Source organism: Mesorhizobium sp. M0140 (assembly GCF_040322475.1).
Taxonomy (GTDB): domain Bacteria; phylum Pseudomonadota; class Alphaproteobacteria; order Rhizobiales; family Rhizobiaceae; genus Mesorhizobium.
On the sequence record NZ_JAMYTM010000003.1, the window covers coordinates 26,397 to 42,653 of the forward strand.

Consider the following 16,257-nt stretch of genomic DNA (forward strand, 5'->3'; position numbering starts at 1 on the left):
GCTATGCTCCTTGGGCAGCATCGGCAAAGAACCGCCGTGCCGCCTCGATCTCGTTTGGCCGCACCTCGTGCCCGCCATCGTGCCATTCCACTGTGACATCGGCGCCGTCGGCACGCAAATAGGCCTCGAGCCGCGTGGTCAGGTTCGGCGGACAGATCGGGTCGCGCTTGCCGGCGGTCATCAGAATATGGCGGCCGGCGAGGCTGCCCTTGACCTGCGGCTCGAACGGGATCAGCGGATGCATCAGCACCGACGCGTCGAACAGCGCTGGAACCGCGAACACCACGGAGGCCAGGACATTGGCGCCGTTGGAATAGCCGAGACCCTGCACGGATGACGGCTTCGCTGCTTCGACATGGGCCTTGACGAAGCCCGCCACCTTGTCCGTCGCCCGCGCCAGATCGTCCATATCGTAGACGCCCTCGCCGGTGCGGCGAAAGAAGCGCGCGGCACCCTGTTCCGATACATCGCCACGCGGCGAGACGATGGTTGCCTGGGGCGCGAGATCGCGCCCCAGCGACAGAAGCTGGTTCTCATCGGCCCCAGTGCCATGGAAGACGAACAGCAATGGACCGCCCGGCGAACCGGGCAGCAGCTTGTGGATGTAAGCGTCCTTGCTCATGACCTCAGCCTTCCAGCTTCTGCAGGTGCTGTTCGAGATACGGCCGTAGGTGCTGGTGCTGCGACGGCAGCTTCAGCGCTTCGCCCAGATGAGCGGTATCCTCGTCGCGATCGAAACCCGGCTCGTTGGTGGCGACTTCGAACAGCACGCCACCCGGTGTGCGGAAATAGATCGCCCAGAAGTAGTCGCGATCGATCACCGGCGTCACCCCATAGCCCGTGTCCATCAACGCCTTGCGCACCTCGAGCTGCCTGGCGCGGTTCTCGACCGCGAAGGCGACGTGATGGACGGAGCCGGCACCGAGATCGGCGAAGGCCGTGCTCGGCAGCGATTCGATGTCGATAACATCGGCGCCATTGCCGTTCTTCACCGCCAGCCGCCTGAGATTGCCGGACTTGTCGACTTCCTCATAGCCCATGAACTTCAGCAGCTCCTCAGTGGCGCCGCCATCCTTCAGCCTGAGCGATACCGAATGGAAACCGCGGATCGCCTGGTCGACCGGAATACCGCCTTTCGCCCAGGGCGCTCTGCCGTCGCCCTTGCCCTCGACCAGCGCGAAGCCGTCACCATCCGGTCCGGCAAAAGCCAGGCGCTTCTCGCCGAAGGTCTCTTCGCGCGAGAGGCCGGTGACGCCCTCATCGGCAAAACGTTTTTCCCAATAGGCAAGCGTGCCTTCCGGCACCGAGTAGACGGTGGTTCCGACTTCGCCGACGCCATGCCGGCCCTTGCCGATGTCGGGGAAAGGGAAATAGGTCATCACCGAACCCGGCGTGCCGGTCTCATTGCCATAATAGAGATGATAGACGTCGGGCGCGTCGAAATTGACAGTCTTCTTGACCCGGCGCTGGCCGAGTTTCCTGGTGAAGAAATCGTTGTTCTGGCGGGCATCCCTGGCCATCGACGTGACGTGATGCAGGCCCTTGATCTGGTCGAGCATTGTCTTGCTCCTTCCCTTGGTACTTGTGCGGCCCTCGCCGCTGTCCATGCCAATATGAGGACCCGAGCAGTTTACGCAAAGGCGGCAAACACAGAATGGACTGTGTCGCAAAAGTGAACGATGGAACAGAGTTCGTTCACCAATTGGTTCGCAGAGTCGGGCTTGCGCCGTGGCCAGAATTCGTTTCCATGAACGGCATTCGACATTCCGGGACAAAGGTATCGTGAGTGACTGGAAAAGCCAGGCGGCCCAACATTCTCCTGATCACATGCGATCAGTGGCGTGGCGATTGTCTGTCCGCAGCCGGTCATCCGGTTGTGCAGACGCCGAACGCCGACGCACTGGCCGGGGAGGGTGTGCTGTTCAAGCGGCACTATGGCGGCGCGGCGCCCTGCTCGCCCGCCTGCGCCTGCCTCTACACCGGTCTCTACCAGATGAACAACCGCGTCTGCCGCAACGGCACGCCGCTCGACGCGCGCCACGGCAACATCGCGCTCTCGGCTCGGGCCTTGGGCTATGATCCGACGCTGTTCGGCTACACCGACGTCTCGCTCGATCCGCGCCTGCTGGCCCCGGGCGATCCGCGGCTGCAAAGCTATGAAGGCGTGCTGCCCGGCTTTACGGTGCGCCAGTTGCTGCCGGAGCACCAGAAGCAATGGCTATCCTGGCTGGAGCTGCAAGGTGTCGACGCCAGCGCCGGCTCCCCCGACATCCACCGTCCGCTGGCCGACGGCGTGGCCGGGACCACCATCAGCAACGCGCCGCCCGTCTACTGCGGGCAACAAACCCCGGCGGCCTTCCTGACCGGCGAATTCACGCGTTGGCTTGGCGAACAGGAGCACGCCACGCCGTGGTTCGCGCATCTTTCCTTCATCAGCCCGCACCCGCCCTTCATTGTGCCGGAGCCCTACAATACAATGTACGATCCGGCTGACGGCGCGGCCTTCCGGCGCGCGGCAAGCTGGCAAGAAGAGGCGGGAAACCATCCCTACCTTGCCTATGATCTCGGCCGGCAGAAACAGATAAAATTCCGCCCAGACGCCAGAGGCAAGGTGCTCGACTGGAGCGAAGACGATTTTCGCCGCATCCGCGCGATCTATTACGGCATGATTTCCGAGGTCGACGCGCAGCTCGGTCGCGTCTGGCAAGCGGTTAAGGCCGCAGGCGCGTGGGATGACACCATCATCCTTCTGACCTCGGACCATGCCGAGATGATGGGCGACCATTTCATGCTGGGCAAGGGCGGCTATTTCGACGGCAGCTACCACATTCCGCTGATTGTCCGCGATCCGCGCCACGGCAAGGCTGCCGGCGGCCGTGTCGACAGCTTCACCGAAGCGGTCGACATTTTGCCGACCCTTCTCGACCTGCTCGGCGAAAAGCCCGCGCCGCATCTCGACGGCGCCTCGCTGAAGCCGTTCCTGAGCGGAGAAACCCCTGCGGCGTGGCGCGATGCCGCGCATTGGGAGTTTGACTTCCGCTCGATTGCCGCGGGCGAGGCCGAAAACCATTTCGGCATCGCCGCACGTCAATGCAACCTCGCCGTTATCCGCACGGAACATTTCAAGTATGTGCATTTCGGCGGCAACCTGCCGCCGCTGCTGTTCGATCTGGAAAACGATCCGGGCGAGCTGGACAATCTCGCGGCCGACCCCAGTCATCTCACCGTGCGCCTGGAATTCGCCGAACGGCTGCTCGCCTGGCGGGCCGAACATCTCGACCAGTCGTTGGCACTGGCCGAATTGACCGAGAACGGCCTAGTCGGCCATGCCGCTGGCCTGCCACCTGGCCACACATAAATAAAGCCCGCGCCGTTGCCAGCGCGGGCTTCATTTGGCTGAACAGAATTACCTTACGATCATGCGCTGCTGATCGCGCTGTTCGGCATAGCTGCCCTTGTCATAGGCGGTTTGAGCCTCGAGCTGTTCCTTGGTGAAGGTCGTGTAAAGATATTTGTTGCCGTCCTTGTCGGTCATGAATTTGAGATTATCCATGCCGACCGCGACCTCCTTCTCACCGATGCCGAGGAAGCCGCCGACATCGACGATCACCGCATCGGCCTTCTTGTCGGGCGCAAGCACGACATCGCCGATCTCGCCGACCCTTGCGTCATTGGCGCCATAGACAGTCGTGCCCTTCAGGTCATCGGCGCGAATCTCGCCGACCGGCATCTCGGTCAACGTCGACTTGTCGATGGCGGCAGTCTGTGTCTGGTCGGGAGCCGAGGCGTCAGGGGTGGTCGCTGCCGGAGCTTCGGCGGTCTTGTCTGCCGGAGCGACAGCAGGAGCCGTCGTGTCGGACGGCACAGCAGCCGGAGCGGTGGCCGCAGGCTCGTTGGAAGCCGTCGTGGCCGGCGCCGGATCATAGGCCTTGCGGTCGAAATCGGGCTGCGCCTGCAGCTCTTCCTTGGTGGTCTGGGCCACCAGCCAGCGGTCGCCATTCTTCTCGGCCCACTGCGCCTTGGAGAAATCATAGGTGACATTCTTGGCGCCGAGGCCAAGGAAACCACCAACGCCGATGACGAGGGACTCGGCCTTGCCTTCCCTGGTCAGCACGATGTCGTTGACGTCGCCGATATTCTGCGCGTCGTCGCCGGTGCCGTTATAGACGTCTTCACCGATGATGTTGGTGGCAAGGTTACCCTCCGCGCGCTTCACCGGTTCCGCCGGTGCGGCGTTCATGTCGGCCGGCTTTTGTGCCGTGTCCGTCGTAGCGGGTGCCGTCGGTGCTGTCGCGTCGGTCGATGCGGCAGGCGCCGGGGCCGGCGCGTAGGGCTTGCTGTCGAATTCTGCCTGTGCCGTCAGCTCGTCCTTGGTGGTCTGGGCCACCAGCCAGCGGTCGCCATTCTTTTCGGCCCACTGCAGCTTGCCGTAGTCGAAGGCGACGCTCTTGGCGCCGACGCCCAGAAAACCGCCGACGTCGATGACAACGGATTTCGCCTGCCCATCCTTGTCGAAGACGACGTCGCTGACCTTGCCGATGTTCTCGGCGTCATCGCCGGTGCCGTTGTAGACGGACTCACCGATGATGTTGGTGACGATGCTGCCCTCGGCGCGGACCGTCGCGGCGCCTGACTCCTGAACGGCTGGGCTCTGCGCCGGCGCCGGGGTCGTCGCACTCTGCGCATAAGCGCCGGTGGCGATCAGCGTTGCGAGTGCGGTCGTGGCTAAAAGATTGCGGATCATGATAGTCTCTCCTCGTGCCTGATCTCATGCGCCGCGTCTTCGTTGGAAAATCGGACGCGGCATCTACAGGTTCACAACGTTGTGACCAGTCTGTTGTTCCGACAAAACCGCTGTCGTCGGGGAAACGAAACCACAGAAATGATCGCGCCGCCGGGCAGCCACCCCGTGGCAAGGGAACCTTTCCGTCGCCGCCGCGTTTCAGCCATAGGCTGGGTGTCCGGCCGCTTTTGGCTGACACGGTGGAGCGGGGCATGAAATTCGCAGCGGTGCTGAACCGGGATGGCGGCACTTTGCGTACCACCGACCTCGCCGCTTTCTCCGACAGGATGCATCAGACGCTGGAGACGGCCGGTCACTCGCTCAGCATCGAGATCGTCGCCGGCAAGGACGTGGTGGAAACGCTCGACAGCGCGGCTTCGCGTCGCTCGGTCGATATCGTGCTGGCGGGTGGCGGCGACGGGACTGTTTCCGCCGCAGCCGCCCGGTTGATGGGCACGAAGAAGGCGCTTGCCATATTGCCGGCCGGCACCATGAACCTGTTCGCACGCGGACTGGGCATCCCGCAGTCGCTCGACGGCGCGCTGAAATCCTTCGCCGACGGCGAAATCATAGCGGTCGACGTGGCGACGGCCAATGGCCAGCCTTTCGTGCACCAGTTCTCGATCGGCATGCATGCGAAGATGGTGCAACTGCGCCAGAAGATGGAATTCGGTTCGCGGTGGGGAAAGATCCGCGCCTCGGCCAAGGCGGCTTGGGCGACGATCAACAATCCACCTGCGATGAATGTGACGCTCAGCATCGGCGATGCCGAAATGGCGGCACGCATCACCGGCATCGGCATCACCAACAATTTGTTCGGTGAAGGCCATTTGCCCTACGCCGACAATCCGGCGGGCGGCGTGCTTGGCGTCTACGTTACGGTGGCGAAGCAGCGCGCCGAGCTGGTCAAGTTCTTCTTCAACATGGCGCGCGGCAAATGGCGCGACAACGAACATGTCGAAATTCACCAGACGAACAGAACGGTGCTGAAAATCCATTCGAGCAGCCGCAAGTTTCGCGCCGTCATGGACGGCGAATTGGTCAGACTTGACCGTGAAACGGTAATCGAAATCCAGCCTGGTGCGCTGAATGTACTGGTGCCGGCTAGCGCGGCTCAATCGAGAGCCGCCTGATGCGGTGCGTTGCGACGAACAAACCGGCTTTAACCAGCAGGAGCCTGCTCGGTGGTGTTCGGCGGTGTGGGGACGTGCTGTTCATCACTGGTTGGCGCCTTGATCAACACACCATAGATCTCGGCAACGCCCCACGCGGCAAACACCAAAAGCAATGCGGCGATCAGGATTCGAAATCCATGCCAGCCCCATCGCCCCTGCCGCGCCTTGTTTTCTGGAATGATCTTGGCCATGCTCGATCCCTGTCTCATACTGCACCAACTGGCGCGCTCGGCAAATCATGGTCGGGTAACGGTTCCTCGCTAGGATGGTTCCGGAAATGCGCCCTGGCCTTGCACCAGCGCAAGCATGGGGCGGCGAAGACCGGGACGAGGCAATTAGGGTGACTGGCAAGACGCAAACAACACCCGATCTGCCGGCCGAAGTTGCGCGCGCAGTCAAGGATGTTGACCGGCTCGCTGTGCTGCACGGGTTGGAGATGCTGGATACGGCGCCCGACCCCGATTTCGACCGGGTCAGCAGCCTTGCCGCGGCGGTGATGCAGGCGCCGATGGCCCTGGTCACACTCGTCGACCTCGAACGGCAGTGGTTCAAATCCTGCTTCGGCCTGGACGAGACCGAAACGGCGACCGACGTCTCGTTTTGCGCCCATGCGATTTCCGCCGGCGACGAGCCCATGGTGGTCGTGGATGCAACGACGGACCCCCGTTTCAAGACCAACCGGCTGGTCACCGGAAAACATCATGTCCGCTTCTATGCCGGCGCGCCGATGATCGTGGCAGGTGCCCGCATCGGCACGCTGTGCGTGCTCGACCGCGAGCCGCATGGTTTTCCATCCCGCGCCGAGCTCGACCAGTTGAAGGCGCTCGCCAGCCTCGCCGCCAGCCTGTTCACCCTCAAGGATGCAACCCGCAGCGGCGCGATCGCCGAGGCCGCACTGGTGCGCGAGGAAAAACGACGCGCCATCGCACTCGATGCGGCGTCGCTCGCCAGTTGGGCATGGGACATCCGCACCGACATCATCGAATGCGACACATTGATGTCGGAGCTGTTCAGCCTGCCGCGCTCCAACCGGCTGCGCGCACGTGACATCCTCGCCGCCATCGATCCGCGTGACGTCTACCAGACCGAAACCCGCTTTCGCGACGCCCTGACCGGCAGCGACGACTATTTCGGCGAATACCGGGTGAAGGGCTTTCATCCGCCGCGCTGGCTCGCCACGCGCGGCCGTGTGATCGAGCGTGACGGCGACGGCAAGCCGACATTGATCTTCGGCGTCAACTACGACATCTCCGAGCGCAAGCTCGGCGACGAACGGCAACGGCTGCTGCTGCGTGAGCTCAACCATCGCGTCAAGAACACTTTGGCGACCGTCCAGGCGCTGGCAACCCAGACCGTGCGCCACGCCCGCCAGCCAAGCCAGTTCCTCGAGGCCTTCGGCGCCAGGCTTCAGGCCTTGGGCATCGCCCACAATCTGTTGTCGGACCGCGAGTGGCGTGGCATCGGCATCAGTGAACTCGTCCAAATCGAGGTCAAACCTTTCGAAACGGCCGAGCAGCCGCGCATGACGATCTCCGGCGACGACCTGCTGCTGTCGCCCGACCAGGCCATCGGGCTTGGCCTGATTCTGCATGAACTCGCCAGCAACGCGCTGAAATATGGCTCGCTGTCGGTGCCGTCAGGCAGCGTCGACCTCGGCTGGAGGACGCAAGGCAGGAGGGATGCCCGGCGTCTTGTGCTGACCTGGCGCGAAAGCGGCGGCCCGCAAGTCGCTCCGCCGGATCGGCACGGCTTCGGCTCGATCCTCATTCGCCGCAGCCTTGCCAAGGTCATTTTCAGCGAAGTGACCCATGAATTCCGGCCGGAAGGCGTATTTGCCGAAATATCGATGCCCCTGGAAGATCTGTCGAAGTGACCTCCCGACAGGTCTATCTCCGCTCGCTCTCGTCCGGATCGTCGGATTTCACATTCTCGCGGTAGATGGCGTAGGCCGCGAGCGCCACGGCCGGCCCCAGAATGACGCCGAGACCGCCTTTTCCCTTAAGCAGGCTCGGCAGCACGGCGAGTGCGGCGGTGATGCCGATCGCCTTCATGTCGGCATTGCGGCGCCGCGCCCGGCGCCGGGCGCGCGAGCCTGCCGATATCCGGTAGACCAGCAGGACAACCCCGGCAAGCACCAGAAAACCGACGCCGAACCCCAGTGCCGCGGCAAGCGGCCCATAGCGCATCGCCGTCCAGATATAGGCGGCCCCGACAAGAAAGCCGAGACCGCAAAGTGCGGCGGCCATGGCGATCACATAGACGATTGCCGCCGTGCGCGCCCGGTATATGGCGGCCACGGTCTCCCCCGAGGCGAGACCCGAGATCAGGGTTGCCAGCATTCCCATCCGAAGCGCGACTAGCGACGCGCGATGAGCGCGAAAAGGAAGCCGACGCCGGCGGCGATCGCCAGTGACGTCACCGGCTTTTCGCGCACGCTTGCCATCATCTGCGCTTCAATGTCCTTGGCATTGCTGCGCAGGCTGTCAAAGGCTGCTTCGCCCTGCGCACGCAACTGCTCGACCCCTTCCGTGGCTGCGCGGCGCGCGGTGCCGTAACCATGCTCGCCGGTCTTGGCCAGTTGTTTGGTGAGCTTGTCGATGTCGGCCTTCAACTGCCTGATGTCGGCTTCCAGGTCCGCATTTGCACGGGCGTCGTTTGCGGTCTTTCCTGCGGCAGTGGCCATGGCTTAACTCCTTGTGATTGCTTGGTTTCAAACGCGCTGCCCGCCTCAAGGTTCCGGCATTGGGGACAAAGTAGCCGAAAACGCATCGGCGCGCACCCGGTCCGTCGGCTCCCGCAAAAGACGCTTCCTCAGATTAATGGCCGGCGCGCTTCACCCAGCCCTTCCCAGCCGGCGAGCCGCTTGAGGCCTTCATTGTCGGAGACCACGCAGCCGCCGTCGCGCCAGACGATCAGCTTGCGATCCATCAGCTTGCGGATCGTCTTGTTGGTGTGAACCAGCGACAGGCCGAGCGTATCGGCAATGTGCTGCTGCGTGATCGGTATCTGGACAGTTTGGTTGCCATTCAGTCCAACGACCTTGGCGCGGCTGCCGATGAAGGCGATGAGATAGGCAGCGCGCTCGATCGCACTGCGGCGCCCGAGGCTGAGCAGGTTCTCGTCCAGCATCCGCTCTTCACGCGATGCGATCCAGGTGATGTCATAGGCCAGCCCGGGATGATTGCGGTACAGCTCATGCAGATATTCGCGCTCGAAAACACACAGCAGCATCGGCGACAGTGCCTCCACGGAATGCTGCATCTCGCCCATCACACTGCCTTGCAGGCCGATCAGATCGCCGGGCATGAGATAGTTGAGGATTTGGCGGCGGCCGTCCCGCAACAACTTGTAGCGAAACGCCCAGCCGGAGAGCACGGTGTAGAGATGGGCGCTATGGCTTCCCTCCACCAGCACCGTGCCACCCTTTTCGACTGCGAGTTCGCCCTTCTTGAATTTGCTGATGAAGGCCAGTTCCTGTTTTTCGAAATCGCGGAAAATCGGCAACGGCCGCAATGGGCAGTTCTCGCAAGGATATTGGCTATTGTTCTGGACTGACATTTCGACCCCCTTCGAAAGCCCGCTCTTGGAGGAGCGCGTTTCCCGTTGCAAGGATTGAGATTCCGCCCGCTTGCCACATGTCTTTTTTAAATGACAGCAAGCGAATTAGCGATCATGACTCCGGCGTTTCAAGGAGTCTTTGCCTGTGCCCACATTGCTTGACGGATTGCGGATTCTGGTCCTGGAGGACGAATTTCTGATCGCCATGGATGTCGAGCAGCTTTGCCGCGACCATGGCGCCGATGAGGTGGTGATCGCCCGTGACCTGACCGAGGTCGATGGCCGCGAGGTCGCCACGCGATTCGATGCAGCCATTGTCGACTTGATGCTGGGCGGTGTCTCGACGATCGATTTCGCCTCCGGCCTGCGCGCGGCAGGCATACCTTTCGTGTTTGCGTCGGGCTATTCGGATGCAGAGGAGATCAAGGCATCGTTTCCGGGCGTCAGGCTGATTGGCAAACCCTATTCGGGTGAAGACCTCGTGCAAGCGGTCGCCGCGGCCTGCGGACGCGCTTGAGACACGATCGCGGTCAGCTTGCCGGCGAGCTCGTTACCTGGGCCGAAATTGCGTCCGGACCATACTCGTCCTCGCCTGATATTTTCAGGATCTCCTGCAAGCGCGTACGGGCTCGGCTGACGCGGCTCTTGATCGTCCCCACCGCGCAACCGCAGATCTCGGCGGCCTCCTCGTAGGAGAAACCAGACGCGCCGATGAGGATGATGGCTTCGCGTTGGTCCTCCGGCAATTGTTCCAGCGCCCCACGAAAATCCTTCAGGTCAAGCTGGCCGTGCTGAGCCGGATGAACGGCAAGCCTGGCCGTCATGATACCGTCGCTGTCCTGCACTTCGCGCCCGCGCTTGCGCATCTGCGAATAGAACTCGTTGCGCAGGATGGTGAAAAGCCAGGCCTTGAGATTGGTGCCGGGCTGGAAGCTCTCATGCTTGTCCCAAGCCTTGACGAGCGTTTCCTGGACGAGGTCGTCGGCTTTATCGGCATTTTGCGTCAGCGACACGGCGAACGCGCGCAGACTTGGGATTGCCCCAAGCAGATCGGTCTTGAAGCCTTGTGAGACCGCGGCCATGCCTCAGTCCTTCTTCTGTGCGGGTTCAGCCTGTTCCAGCTGGCTAAGCAACTGGGAAAAGCGATCCGGCACATCGTCGGAGACCAGCGCGTCGTAATATTGTTTGAGTTTGCGTCCGATTTCGGAGTTCGGTCCAAGAGCATCACCAGAACCGTTCCGGCGCCTGCTCTCGGCGCCAGCCAGAATATCTTTCGTCATATCCTTCATTTTGCCCTTGTATTCCCAGCGCTCAAGCCGCTCTTATCATACTCAACACAACGCAAGCGGCGCCCTCGTCTGGTTGCCCATCCCGACCATAAACGCCACTCCCCGGCTTTTGTTCCGTCGAGGCGGAACTTTTTCAAAAAATCCGCGTTAACGTCAGGGCTTGCAGTCAGCTTGACCTATGCAGTCACGTCATTCTGAGGGAGACGTCTTACCATGAGCTTATCCGCCACCATCGCACCACATCTGCCCTTCCTGCGCCGCTTCTCGCGGGCTGTTTCCGGGTCGCAAGAGAGTGGTGATGCGCTGGTAGCCGCGATGCTCGAGGCCATCATCGCCGATATCGAGATATTTCCCGAAGCATCGAGCGACCGCATCGCGCTGTACAAGGTTTTCGCCAAGCTGTTCACATCCGTCGCCATCCGCGTCCCGCAGGAGCAGGCGCAATCGGCGTGGGAACAGCGCACCGCCGCCAATCTGAATGCGATCGCGCCGCGGCCTCGTCAGGCCTTTCTGCTCGTGGCTGTCGAAGGCTTCAGCGAGGACGAAGCGGCTGAGATCCTCGACGTCGGCGACCAGGAGTTTTCAGAGCTGCTTGCCCAGGCGAGCAACGAGATATCCCGTCAGGTGGCAACCGACGTTCTGATCATCGAGGATGAACCGCTGATCGCCATGGATATCGAAGAAATGGTAGAGAGCCTCGGGCACCGCGTCGTTGGAACGGCGCGCACCCATGCCGAGGCAGTGATGATGTTCGGCAAGACACGGCCGAAGATGGTGCTGGCCGACATCCAGCTTGCCGACGGCAGTTCCGGCATCGAGGCCGTGAACGAGATCCTGTCATCGACGTCGGTGCCGGTCATCTTCATCACCGCCTTCCCCGAGCGCCTCTTGACTGGCGAACGGCCGGAACCGGCCTTTCTGGTCACCAAGCCGTTCAATCCCGACATGGTCAAGGCGCTGATCAGCCAGGCACTGTTCTTTGACCGCCAGGCGAAAGCCGCCGCATAGTCGTGAATTGGGGAAGTGGTAATCGTGCCGCCTGATGCACGCGGGCGGCGACGGTGAAATTCCTGCGCTTCCTGCTTGAACGATTTGCAAGCTCGGTCTTTTTCGGCAAAGGGTGGGAACAAACCGCAGCCACCCACGTTTTTATCGCACCATTCGAAGGAGATGCATCATGCTTTACTGGGCGCTCGTATTTCTCGTCGTTGCGATCATCGCCGGCGCGCTTGGTTTCGGCGGCATCGCCGGTACATCTGCCGGCATAGCGCAGATATTGTTTTTCATCTTCCTCGCTTTCCTGGTCATTTCGCTTCTTGCGGGCCTGTTCAAACGGGCTTCGTAACAACGAACGGCCGAACACTGGAAGCCGCACCCCTCAAACGGTTTCCAGCCACCGCCGGGCGGTGTCCTAAAGGACGCCGTCCGGCGGACCGTTTTTTGGCGGCGGGTTCGGGAAACCTGTTTGGAACCCATTCACCGGTGAGCCGTTCAGCCTGAATTGGGTGGACAGTTTGGCCGATGGGTTCCAGGACCGGAAACAGGAAGGACGACGTGCAAAGCGATGAAGTCATCGCCCTCCATCCTGCCGAAAGCGGCATGCAGCTCGGCCGTGCCCTTCTTCACGCGTTGCACAATGCCGGCATTTCCGTTCTCTACCAGGATCGCGAGATGAAAACCGTATGGGCGCGCAACATGCGTGCGCCCTGGGTTTCGGACACCACCGACAGCATCGGTATTCTGCCGGAGGCGCAGGCCGACCGCATCGGCGCGGCCAAGCGCGACGTCATTGCATCCGGCAACCCCCAACGTCTCGAGATCAGCGTTCCCGTCGAGGATGGCAGCCGCTGGTTTGAGGTCTGGATCGATGCCGACCACGGCGACGGCGGCACGGTGCAAGGCGTCGTCACCACAATGGTCGAGACGACCGAGCAAAAGCGCCGCGAGCAGACCCTGACGACGCTGTTGCGGGAGGTAAGCCATCGCTCCAAAAACCTGCTGGCGATCATCCAGAGCATAGCCACCCAGACCGGTCGCTACTCCGACAGCATCGGCGATTTCCTGACACGCTTTCGCGGCCGGCTGCAATCGCTGGCTTCGTCCCAAGATCTCGTGACCTCTTCCAACTGGCGGGGTGCAGCACTTCGCGAACTCGTATCGGGCCAGGTGGGCCGCTACGGCGGCGATCCGGTTCGCAGCCTGAGGTTTCAGGGGGCAAACCCCTATCTCAATCCCAACGCTGCCCTGCATATCGGCCTTGCGATGCATGAACTCGCCGTCAATTCGGTGAGCTATGGCGCCCTGTCGCGGCCCGATGGATTCGTCGATGTTACAGCTAACCTGACCGCCGCCGACACGGGAACCTCCCTGTCCCTGACATGGGCCGAGGCAATCGGAGCCAGTGATGTTAGGCGTAGCGAGAAGCGCTTCGGCAGTGTCGCACTCGAACGGGTCGTGCCGACGTCGCTGAACGGAACGGCGACGCTCGAAATCGCGGCCGGCCGTCTCGAGTACCGCCTTGTCGTTCCGCACGGCAATTTCGAGACGGATTGAGCGGCCCGAGCTTCCTTAACCAGCTGTTCACCATAAAAGCAGATGCTGTTTTTCCCAGATACCGCTGGAACTCGTTGCATCACCGAACATTTCCGCAGCAGGATTTGCAGCATGGTGCGGGAGGATTGCCTTGACGGTTGCCGACATGAACAGACTGGAGCAGGCCGCCCGGATTTCCATGGGCGAGTTTGAGGACTCCGAGGCATCCGCGCCACCGCTGGCCCCTGTTCCCAATGGGGCCTTGCGCCTTGTCGCGCTGGGCCTGCTGGCCGTGATCGCGGTAGTCGCCCTGTACCAATTGGTCTGAGGCCAGCTCGTTTCGGCCGGTGACAGAATCGATTGTAGCCCTCTTACTTCCCAGCCCGGCCCAGCGAGCCAGGAACTTTGGCGAATGTAGACCGTTACTATGGCGAGAGGACTTCCCGCCATGGAACATATCGCTGCATTGCTGCTGGTCATCGGTTGCTCGAACACGATGGCTGACTGCCGTGAACTCCAGGTGCCCGTCAGCGTTTTCGCGAGCGCCGAGCAATGCGTGGCCGAACGCCCGTTCGTCTTGGGCGACGTGCAAGGGCAGGCTGACCACATCGTCGCCAAATGCCTTGCCGTCGATCCGGCGCTTGAAGACGACTATGATCAGATCGTCTGGAATGTGCGCGCCGATGGTACGCTTGACGCGTCTCTGGAAGTTTCCAGCCTCGTAATGGCGTCGAACGCGGCACGCCCAGAAAAAGACTATCTTCACCAACAATAGATTGCAGCAGCAAAGGCCGTCATTTCATGCTAAATGGCAGCTGGAGCTTTACCAAGTGAGGACAAAAAGTGAGGAGTGACTCTATGCGGAAGATGATTATTGCACTGGTTGCGGTGGTTGCCGTCAGCGGCTGCACCTCGACCGAGCAGGACGTGGTTGGCGGCGGCTTGATCGGCGCCGGTGTCGGCGGCTTGGTCGGCGGCGGCAAGGGTGCGCTGATCGGCGCGGCCGTTGGTGCCGGTTCCGGCCTGCTGGTGCGCAATCTGCGCAACGGCTATTGCCAATATCGCGATCATCGCGGCCGGATCTACACGGCTCGCTGCAACTAATTCGGCGATCATCGAAACGTCGATCCGGAGGCCGGTCCGCTGGCCTTCGGATTTTTCATGTCTGGACGCTTGATCCTTTTCGGGTGAAGGTCGCGCTCAGTTGGCGAGTGGAATTTTGATTTCCACGTTCAGCCCATTGGCCTGGTAATCGCGTTTGATCGTACCGCGCAGTTCGCGCGTCACGTTGAGATCGATCAGCTTGGTGCCGAATCCGGTCTTGGCTGGCGCTTCGAGTTTCGTCTGCCCGTTTTCGCGCCAATTGAGAGCCAGCGTCCTGTCGCGCCCGCGCCCTTCGACCGACCAGTCCACTTTCAGCGCGCCGACGGAATTGCCGGCTTCGCCGTATTTCAGCGCATTCGTCGCCAGTTCGTGGAAGGTCAGGCCGAGCGCTTGCGTCGTGGTCTCGTCGAGCAGCACCTGTGGTCCCGACAACAGCTCATCGGGTAGCTCCTTGCCGAACACCTGACCCAGCTCGATGCGCAGGAGATCGCCAAGATCGGCCTTCTGCCAGCGCGAGCGCGTCAGCATATCCTGGGACGCCGCCATCGCCTGCAGCCTGGCCGAGAAGGATGCGGAAAACTCGTTGACGTCGGTAGCCCGCGACGCCGTCTGGCGCGCGATCGCCAGCACCCTGGTGATCGAATTCTTGATGCGATGCTTCATCTCCTGCAGCATCAGGTCTTTTTCGATCAAGCTCTTTTCCGTCGTTTCGTGCAACCGCGACGCTGCCTCATAGGCCCGCTCCTGATATCGCGCCACCAGCGCGATGGCGCCCGCCAACAGCAGGCCGAACAGCCCCAGCATCACCGGAATGGCGCGCGACGACGGCTGCGAGAAGGCGCTTGTCGGCCGGAACAGGACAGTCCATGGCCGTCCGGCCACGATGATCTGTCGGGTGACCAGCAGCCTGTCGCCGAAAGTGGAAGCCGGCGGCGTCTCAGACCGGAACAACAGATTGTCGCCGTTTACGGCACCATCGCCATCATAGATTTCGGTGTTGACCGGCAGCAGCGGCGACCGGCTGAGCGCGGTCTGGAACAGATCGCGAGCCCGAAAGGCCGCATAGAGAAAACCGGCCGTCGAGGATCTCGAAGCATTGATGACGTCGGGAGCGGTTTCGACATTGAGCCGCACGAAAACGAAGAAGCCGGTGAACGTCTGCGCGGCGCCCGTGTCCTGGCCCAGCTGCACCAACCCGCTGGCGTGCTGCTGGTCGTCGGACATCGTCTTTTCGATCGCCACACGCCGCACCGGTTCGCTGAACATGTCGTAGCCGATGCCGGCTTGGTTGGATGGATCCAGCGGTTCGAACAGCACGATAGGGGTACGCCAGGATTGCGTGGTATCCGGGTAGATTGGATGACTGACGCCATAATCGTGCAGCATATCGCGTTCGACCGTCGCCTCGTCGCCCGCCTTTGCCAGCCTGAGGAAACCGATGCCGCGCAAGCCGGCGAAATTCTTGTCGACATCGAGCGCGTTGAAGAACGCCTTGAACTCATTGCGAGAAATATCGCCATTGCGGGCGTCGAACAGGGCCTGCGTCGAGCGCAGCAGCGACAGATGCAGGTCGATGCGGCTCTCGATCCGGTTGAGCGCATCGTCGGCAGTCGCCTCGAACTTGATGCGCGCGGCTTCCTGCGTGGCGAAATAAGCAAAACCTGCCATCACCATGCTGATCAGCGCGACGGCGATAAAGGCGATGATCGGAAAAAGCTTCTTCAACGGATCGTGCGGTCCCTGAGCGATGTCGGACCTTTATGGGCAAGTCGCCGTGCCAACACAATGCCAAGGCCAAGCCATCCTTACGGCTGGC

The 16,257-nt window shown here is 61.9% G+C and carries 20 protein-coding genes; 10 read left to right on the forward strand and 10 right to left on the reverse strand.

From position 1 onward, the window contains the following. Window position 1 precedes the first annotated feature (1 nt). Both NKJ37_RS03805 and NKJ37_RS03810 read right to left on the reverse strand, forming a co-directional pair. Window positions 2-622 carry an alpha/beta hydrolase gene (locus NKJ37_RS03805; protein WP_352772790.1) on the reverse strand — a complete coding sequence of 207 codons (621 nt, stop codon included), beginning with the start codon at window positions 620-622 and terminating at the stop codon, window positions 2-4. 4 nt (window positions 623-626) lie between these two features. Continuing rightward, window positions 627-1,559, reverse strand: a complete 933-nt coding sequence (locus NKJ37_RS03810; RefSeq protein ID WP_352772792.1) for a VOC family protein — start codon at window positions 1,557-1,559, stop codon at window positions 627-629. A 227-nt stretch (window positions 1,560-1,786) separates the two neighbouring features. Here NKJ37_RS03810 and NKJ37_RS03815 point away from each other — a divergent pair, with 227 nt between their 5' ends. Next, window positions 1,787-3,358, forward strand: coding sequence for an alkaline phosphatase family protein (locus NKJ37_RS03815; protein WP_352772794.1), 1,572 nt, complete (start codon window positions 1,787-1,789; stop codon window positions 3,356-3,358). Between the two features lie 48 nt (window positions 3,359-3,406). Here the strand turns inward: NKJ37_RS03815 and NKJ37_RS03820 are convergent, their stop codons facing one another. Then, on the reverse strand, window positions 3,407-4,744 hold the full coding sequence (locus NKJ37_RS03820) for a PRC-barrel domain-containing protein (protein ID WP_352772797.1): 1,338 nt from the start codon (window positions 4,742-4,744) through the stop codon (window positions 3,407-3,409). 251 nt (window positions 4,745-4,995) lie between these two features. Between NKJ37_RS03820 and NKJ37_RS03825 the strand changes: the two genes are divergently transcribed. Then, window positions 4,996-5,916 (forward strand): diacylglycerol/lipid kinase family protein, encoded by a 921-nt coding sequence (locus NKJ37_RS03825; protein ID WP_352772799.1) that lies wholly within the window; start codon window positions 4,996-4,998, stop codon window positions 5,914-5,916. Between the two features lie 29 nt (window positions 5,917-5,945). Here the strand turns inward: NKJ37_RS03825 and NKJ37_RS03830 are convergent, their stop codons facing one another. After that, entirely contained in the window at window positions 5,946-6,149 is a 204-nt protein-coding gene (locus tag NKJ37_RS03830; protein ID WP_352772802.1) for a hypothetical protein, read from the reverse strand. Between the two features lie 149 nt (window positions 6,150-6,298). Between NKJ37_RS03830 and NKJ37_RS03835 the strand changes: the two genes are divergently transcribed. Beyond that, entirely contained in the window at window positions 6,299-7,831 is a 1,533-nt protein-coding gene (locus NKJ37_RS03835; RefSeq protein WP_352772805.1) for a sensor histidine kinase, read from the forward strand. 13 nt (window positions 7,832-7,844) lie between these two features. Here the strand turns inward: NKJ37_RS03835 and NKJ37_RS03840 are convergent, their stop codons facing one another. From NKJ37_RS03840 to NKJ37_RS03850, 3 genes are all read right to left on the reverse strand, one after another. Next, complete coding sequence (locus NKJ37_RS03840) at window positions 7,845-8,303, reverse strand: hypothetical protein (protein WP_352554484.1); 459 nt, start codon at window positions 8,301-8,303, stop codon at window positions 7,845-7,847. A gap of 11 nt (window positions 8,304-8,314) precedes the next feature. Then, window positions 8,315-8,641, reverse strand: coding sequence for an ElaB/YgaM/YqjD family protein (locus NKJ37_RS03845; RefSeq protein ID WP_023811001.1), 327 nt, complete (start codon window positions 8,639-8,641; stop codon window positions 8,315-8,317). 128 nt (window positions 8,642-8,769) lie between these two features. Then, the gene (locus tag NKJ37_RS03850) at window positions 8,770-9,516 is read right to left on the reverse strand and encodes a Crp/Fnr family transcriptional regulator (protein ID WP_023811000.1); all 747 of its coding nucleotides are present in this window, start codon (window positions 9,514-9,516) and stop codon (window positions 8,770-8,772) included. A gap of 205 nt (window positions 9,517-9,721) precedes the next feature. On the opposite strand from NKJ37_RS03850, the gene NKJ37_RS03855 reads away from it, so the two are divergent. Beyond that, the gene (locus tag NKJ37_RS03855) at window positions 9,722-10,033 is read left to right on the forward strand and encodes a response regulator (protein WP_050592687.1); all 312 of its coding nucleotides are present in this window, start codon (window positions 9,722-9,724) and stop codon (window positions 10,031-10,033) included. Between the two features lie 13 nt (window positions 10,034-10,046). Here NKJ37_RS03855 and NKJ37_RS03860 read toward each other — a convergent pair whose 3' ends face one another. Together NKJ37_RS03860 and NKJ37_RS03865 are read right to left on the reverse strand one after the other, a co-directional pair. Then, window positions 10,047-10,598 carry an RNA polymerase sigma factor gene (locus NKJ37_RS03860; protein ID WP_013529285.1) on the reverse strand — a complete coding sequence of 184 codons (552 nt, stop codon included), beginning with the start codon at window positions 10,596-10,598 and terminating at the stop codon, window positions 10,047-10,049. Window positions 10,599-10,601: 3 nt separating this feature from the next. Beyond that, window positions 10,602-10,805: a NepR family anti-sigma factor gene (locus NKJ37_RS03865; RefSeq protein WP_023810998.1), complete on the reverse strand. Its 204-nt coding sequence runs from the start codon at window positions 10,803-10,805 to the stop codon at window positions 10,602-10,604. A 213-nt stretch (window positions 10,806-11,018) separates the two neighbouring features. On the opposite strand from NKJ37_RS03865, the gene NKJ37_RS03870 reads away from it, so the two are divergent. The 6 genes from NKJ37_RS03870 (at window position 11,019) to NKJ37_RS03895 (ending at window position 14,441) form a co-directional block, all read left to right on the forward strand. After that, on the forward strand, window positions 11,019-11,813 hold the full coding sequence (locus NKJ37_RS03870) for a response regulator (RefSeq protein WP_023810997.1): 795 nt from the start codon (window positions 11,019-11,021) through the stop codon (window positions 11,811-11,813). Between the two features lie 169 nt (window positions 11,814-11,982). Then, on the forward strand, window positions 11,983-12,150 hold the full coding sequence (locus tag NKJ37_RS03875; protein ID WP_013529282.1) for a DUF1328 domain-containing protein: 168 nt from the start codon (window positions 11,983-11,985) through the stop codon (window positions 12,148-12,150). A 176-nt stretch (window positions 12,151-12,326) separates the two neighbouring features. Continuing rightward, on the forward strand, window positions 12,327-13,358 hold the full coding sequence (locus tag NKJ37_RS03880; protein ID WP_164893021.1) for a sensor histidine kinase: 1,032 nt from the start codon (window positions 12,327-12,329) through the stop codon (window positions 13,356-13,358). 130 nt (window positions 13,359-13,488) lie between these two features. Then, window positions 13,489-13,665: a hypothetical protein gene (locus NKJ37_RS03885; protein ID WP_127295168.1), complete on the forward strand. Its 177-nt coding sequence runs from the start codon at window positions 13,489-13,491 to the stop codon at window positions 13,663-13,665. Window positions 13,666-13,785: 120 nt separating this feature from the next. Beyond that, window positions 13,786-14,112 (forward strand): hypothetical protein, encoded by a 327-nt coding sequence (locus tag NKJ37_RS03890; RefSeq protein ID WP_352772809.1) that lies wholly within the window; start codon window positions 13,786-13,788, stop codon window positions 14,110-14,112. 83 nt (window positions 14,113-14,195) lie between these two features. Further along, entirely contained in the window at window positions 14,196-14,441 is a 246-nt protein-coding gene (locus NKJ37_RS03895) for a YMGG-like glycine zipper-containing protein (RefSeq protein ID WP_023810994.1), read from the forward strand. A gap of 96 nt (window positions 14,442-14,537) precedes the next feature. Here the strand turns inward: NKJ37_RS03895 and NKJ37_RS03900 are convergent, their stop codons facing one another. After that, entirely contained in the window at window positions 14,538-16,166 is a 1,629-nt protein-coding gene (locus NKJ37_RS03900; protein ID WP_352772812.1) for a CHASE domain-containing protein, read from the reverse strand. Window positions 16,167-16,257: the final 91 nt, after the last annotated feature.

Excerpts from the sequence above, each read along its gene's own strand:
- NKJ37_RS03805 (WP_352772790.1), bottom strand. The coding sequence starts at position 622 with ATGAGCAAGGACGCTTACATCCACAAGCTGCTGCCCGGTTCGCCGGGC.
- NKJ37_RS03810 (WP_352772792.1), bottom strand. The coding sequence starts at position 1,559 with ATGCTCGACCAGATCAAGGGCCTGCATCACGTCACGTCGATGGCCAGG.
- NKJ37_RS03820 (WP_352772797.1), bottom strand. The coding sequence starts at position 4,744 with ATGATCCGCAATCTTTTAGCCACGACCGCACTCGCAACGCTGATCGCC.
- NKJ37_RS03825 (WP_352772799.1), top strand. The coding sequence starts at position 4,996 with ATGAAATTCGCAGCGGTGCTGAACCGGGATGGCGGCACTTTGCGTACC.
- NKJ37_RS03830 (WP_352772802.1), bottom strand. The coding sequence starts at position 6,149 with ATGGCCAAGATCATTCCAGAAAACAAGGCGCGGCAGGGGCGATGGGGC.
- NKJ37_RS03840 (WP_352554484.1), bottom strand. The coding sequence starts at position 8,303 with ATGGGAATGCTGGCAACCCTGATCTCGGGTCTCGCCTCGGGGGAGACC.
- NKJ37_RS03845 (WP_023811001.1), bottom strand. The coding sequence starts at position 8,641 with ATGGCCACTGCCGCAGGAAAGACCGCAAACGACGCCCGTGCAAATGCG.
- NKJ37_RS03850 (WP_023811000.1), bottom strand. The coding sequence starts at position 9,516 with ATGTCAGTCCAGAACAATAGCCAATATCCTTGCGAGAACTGCCCATTG.
- NKJ37_RS03855 (WP_050592687.1), top strand. The coding sequence starts at position 9,722 with ATGGATGTCGAGCAGCTTTGCCGCGACCATGGCGCCGATGAGGTGGTG.
- NKJ37_RS03860 (WP_013529285.1), bottom strand. The coding sequence starts at position 10,598 with ATGGCCGCGGTCTCACAAGGCTTCAAGACCGATCTGCTTGGGGCAATC.
- NKJ37_RS03865 (WP_023810998.1), bottom strand. The coding sequence starts at position 10,805 with ATGAAGGATATGACGAAAGATATTCTGGCTGGCGCCGAGAGCAGGCGC.
- NKJ37_RS03870 (WP_023810997.1), top strand. The coding sequence starts at position 11,019 with ATGAGCTTATCCGCCACCATCGCACCACATCTGCCCTTCCTGCGCCGC.
- NKJ37_RS03875 (WP_013529282.1), top strand. The coding sequence starts at position 11,983 with ATGCTTTACTGGGCGCTCGTATTTCTCGTCGTTGCGATCATCGCCGGC.
- NKJ37_RS03880 (WP_164893021.1), top strand. The coding sequence starts at position 12,327 with ATGGGTTCCAGGACCGGAAACAGGAAGGACGACGTGCAAAGCGATGAA.
- NKJ37_RS03890 (WP_352772809.1), top strand. The coding sequence starts at position 13,786 with ATGGAACATATCGCTGCATTGCTGCTGGTCATCGGTTGCTCGAACACG.
- NKJ37_RS03895 (WP_023810994.1), top strand. The coding sequence starts at position 14,196 with ATGCGGAAGATGATTATTGCACTGGTTGCGGTGGTTGCCGTCAGCGGC.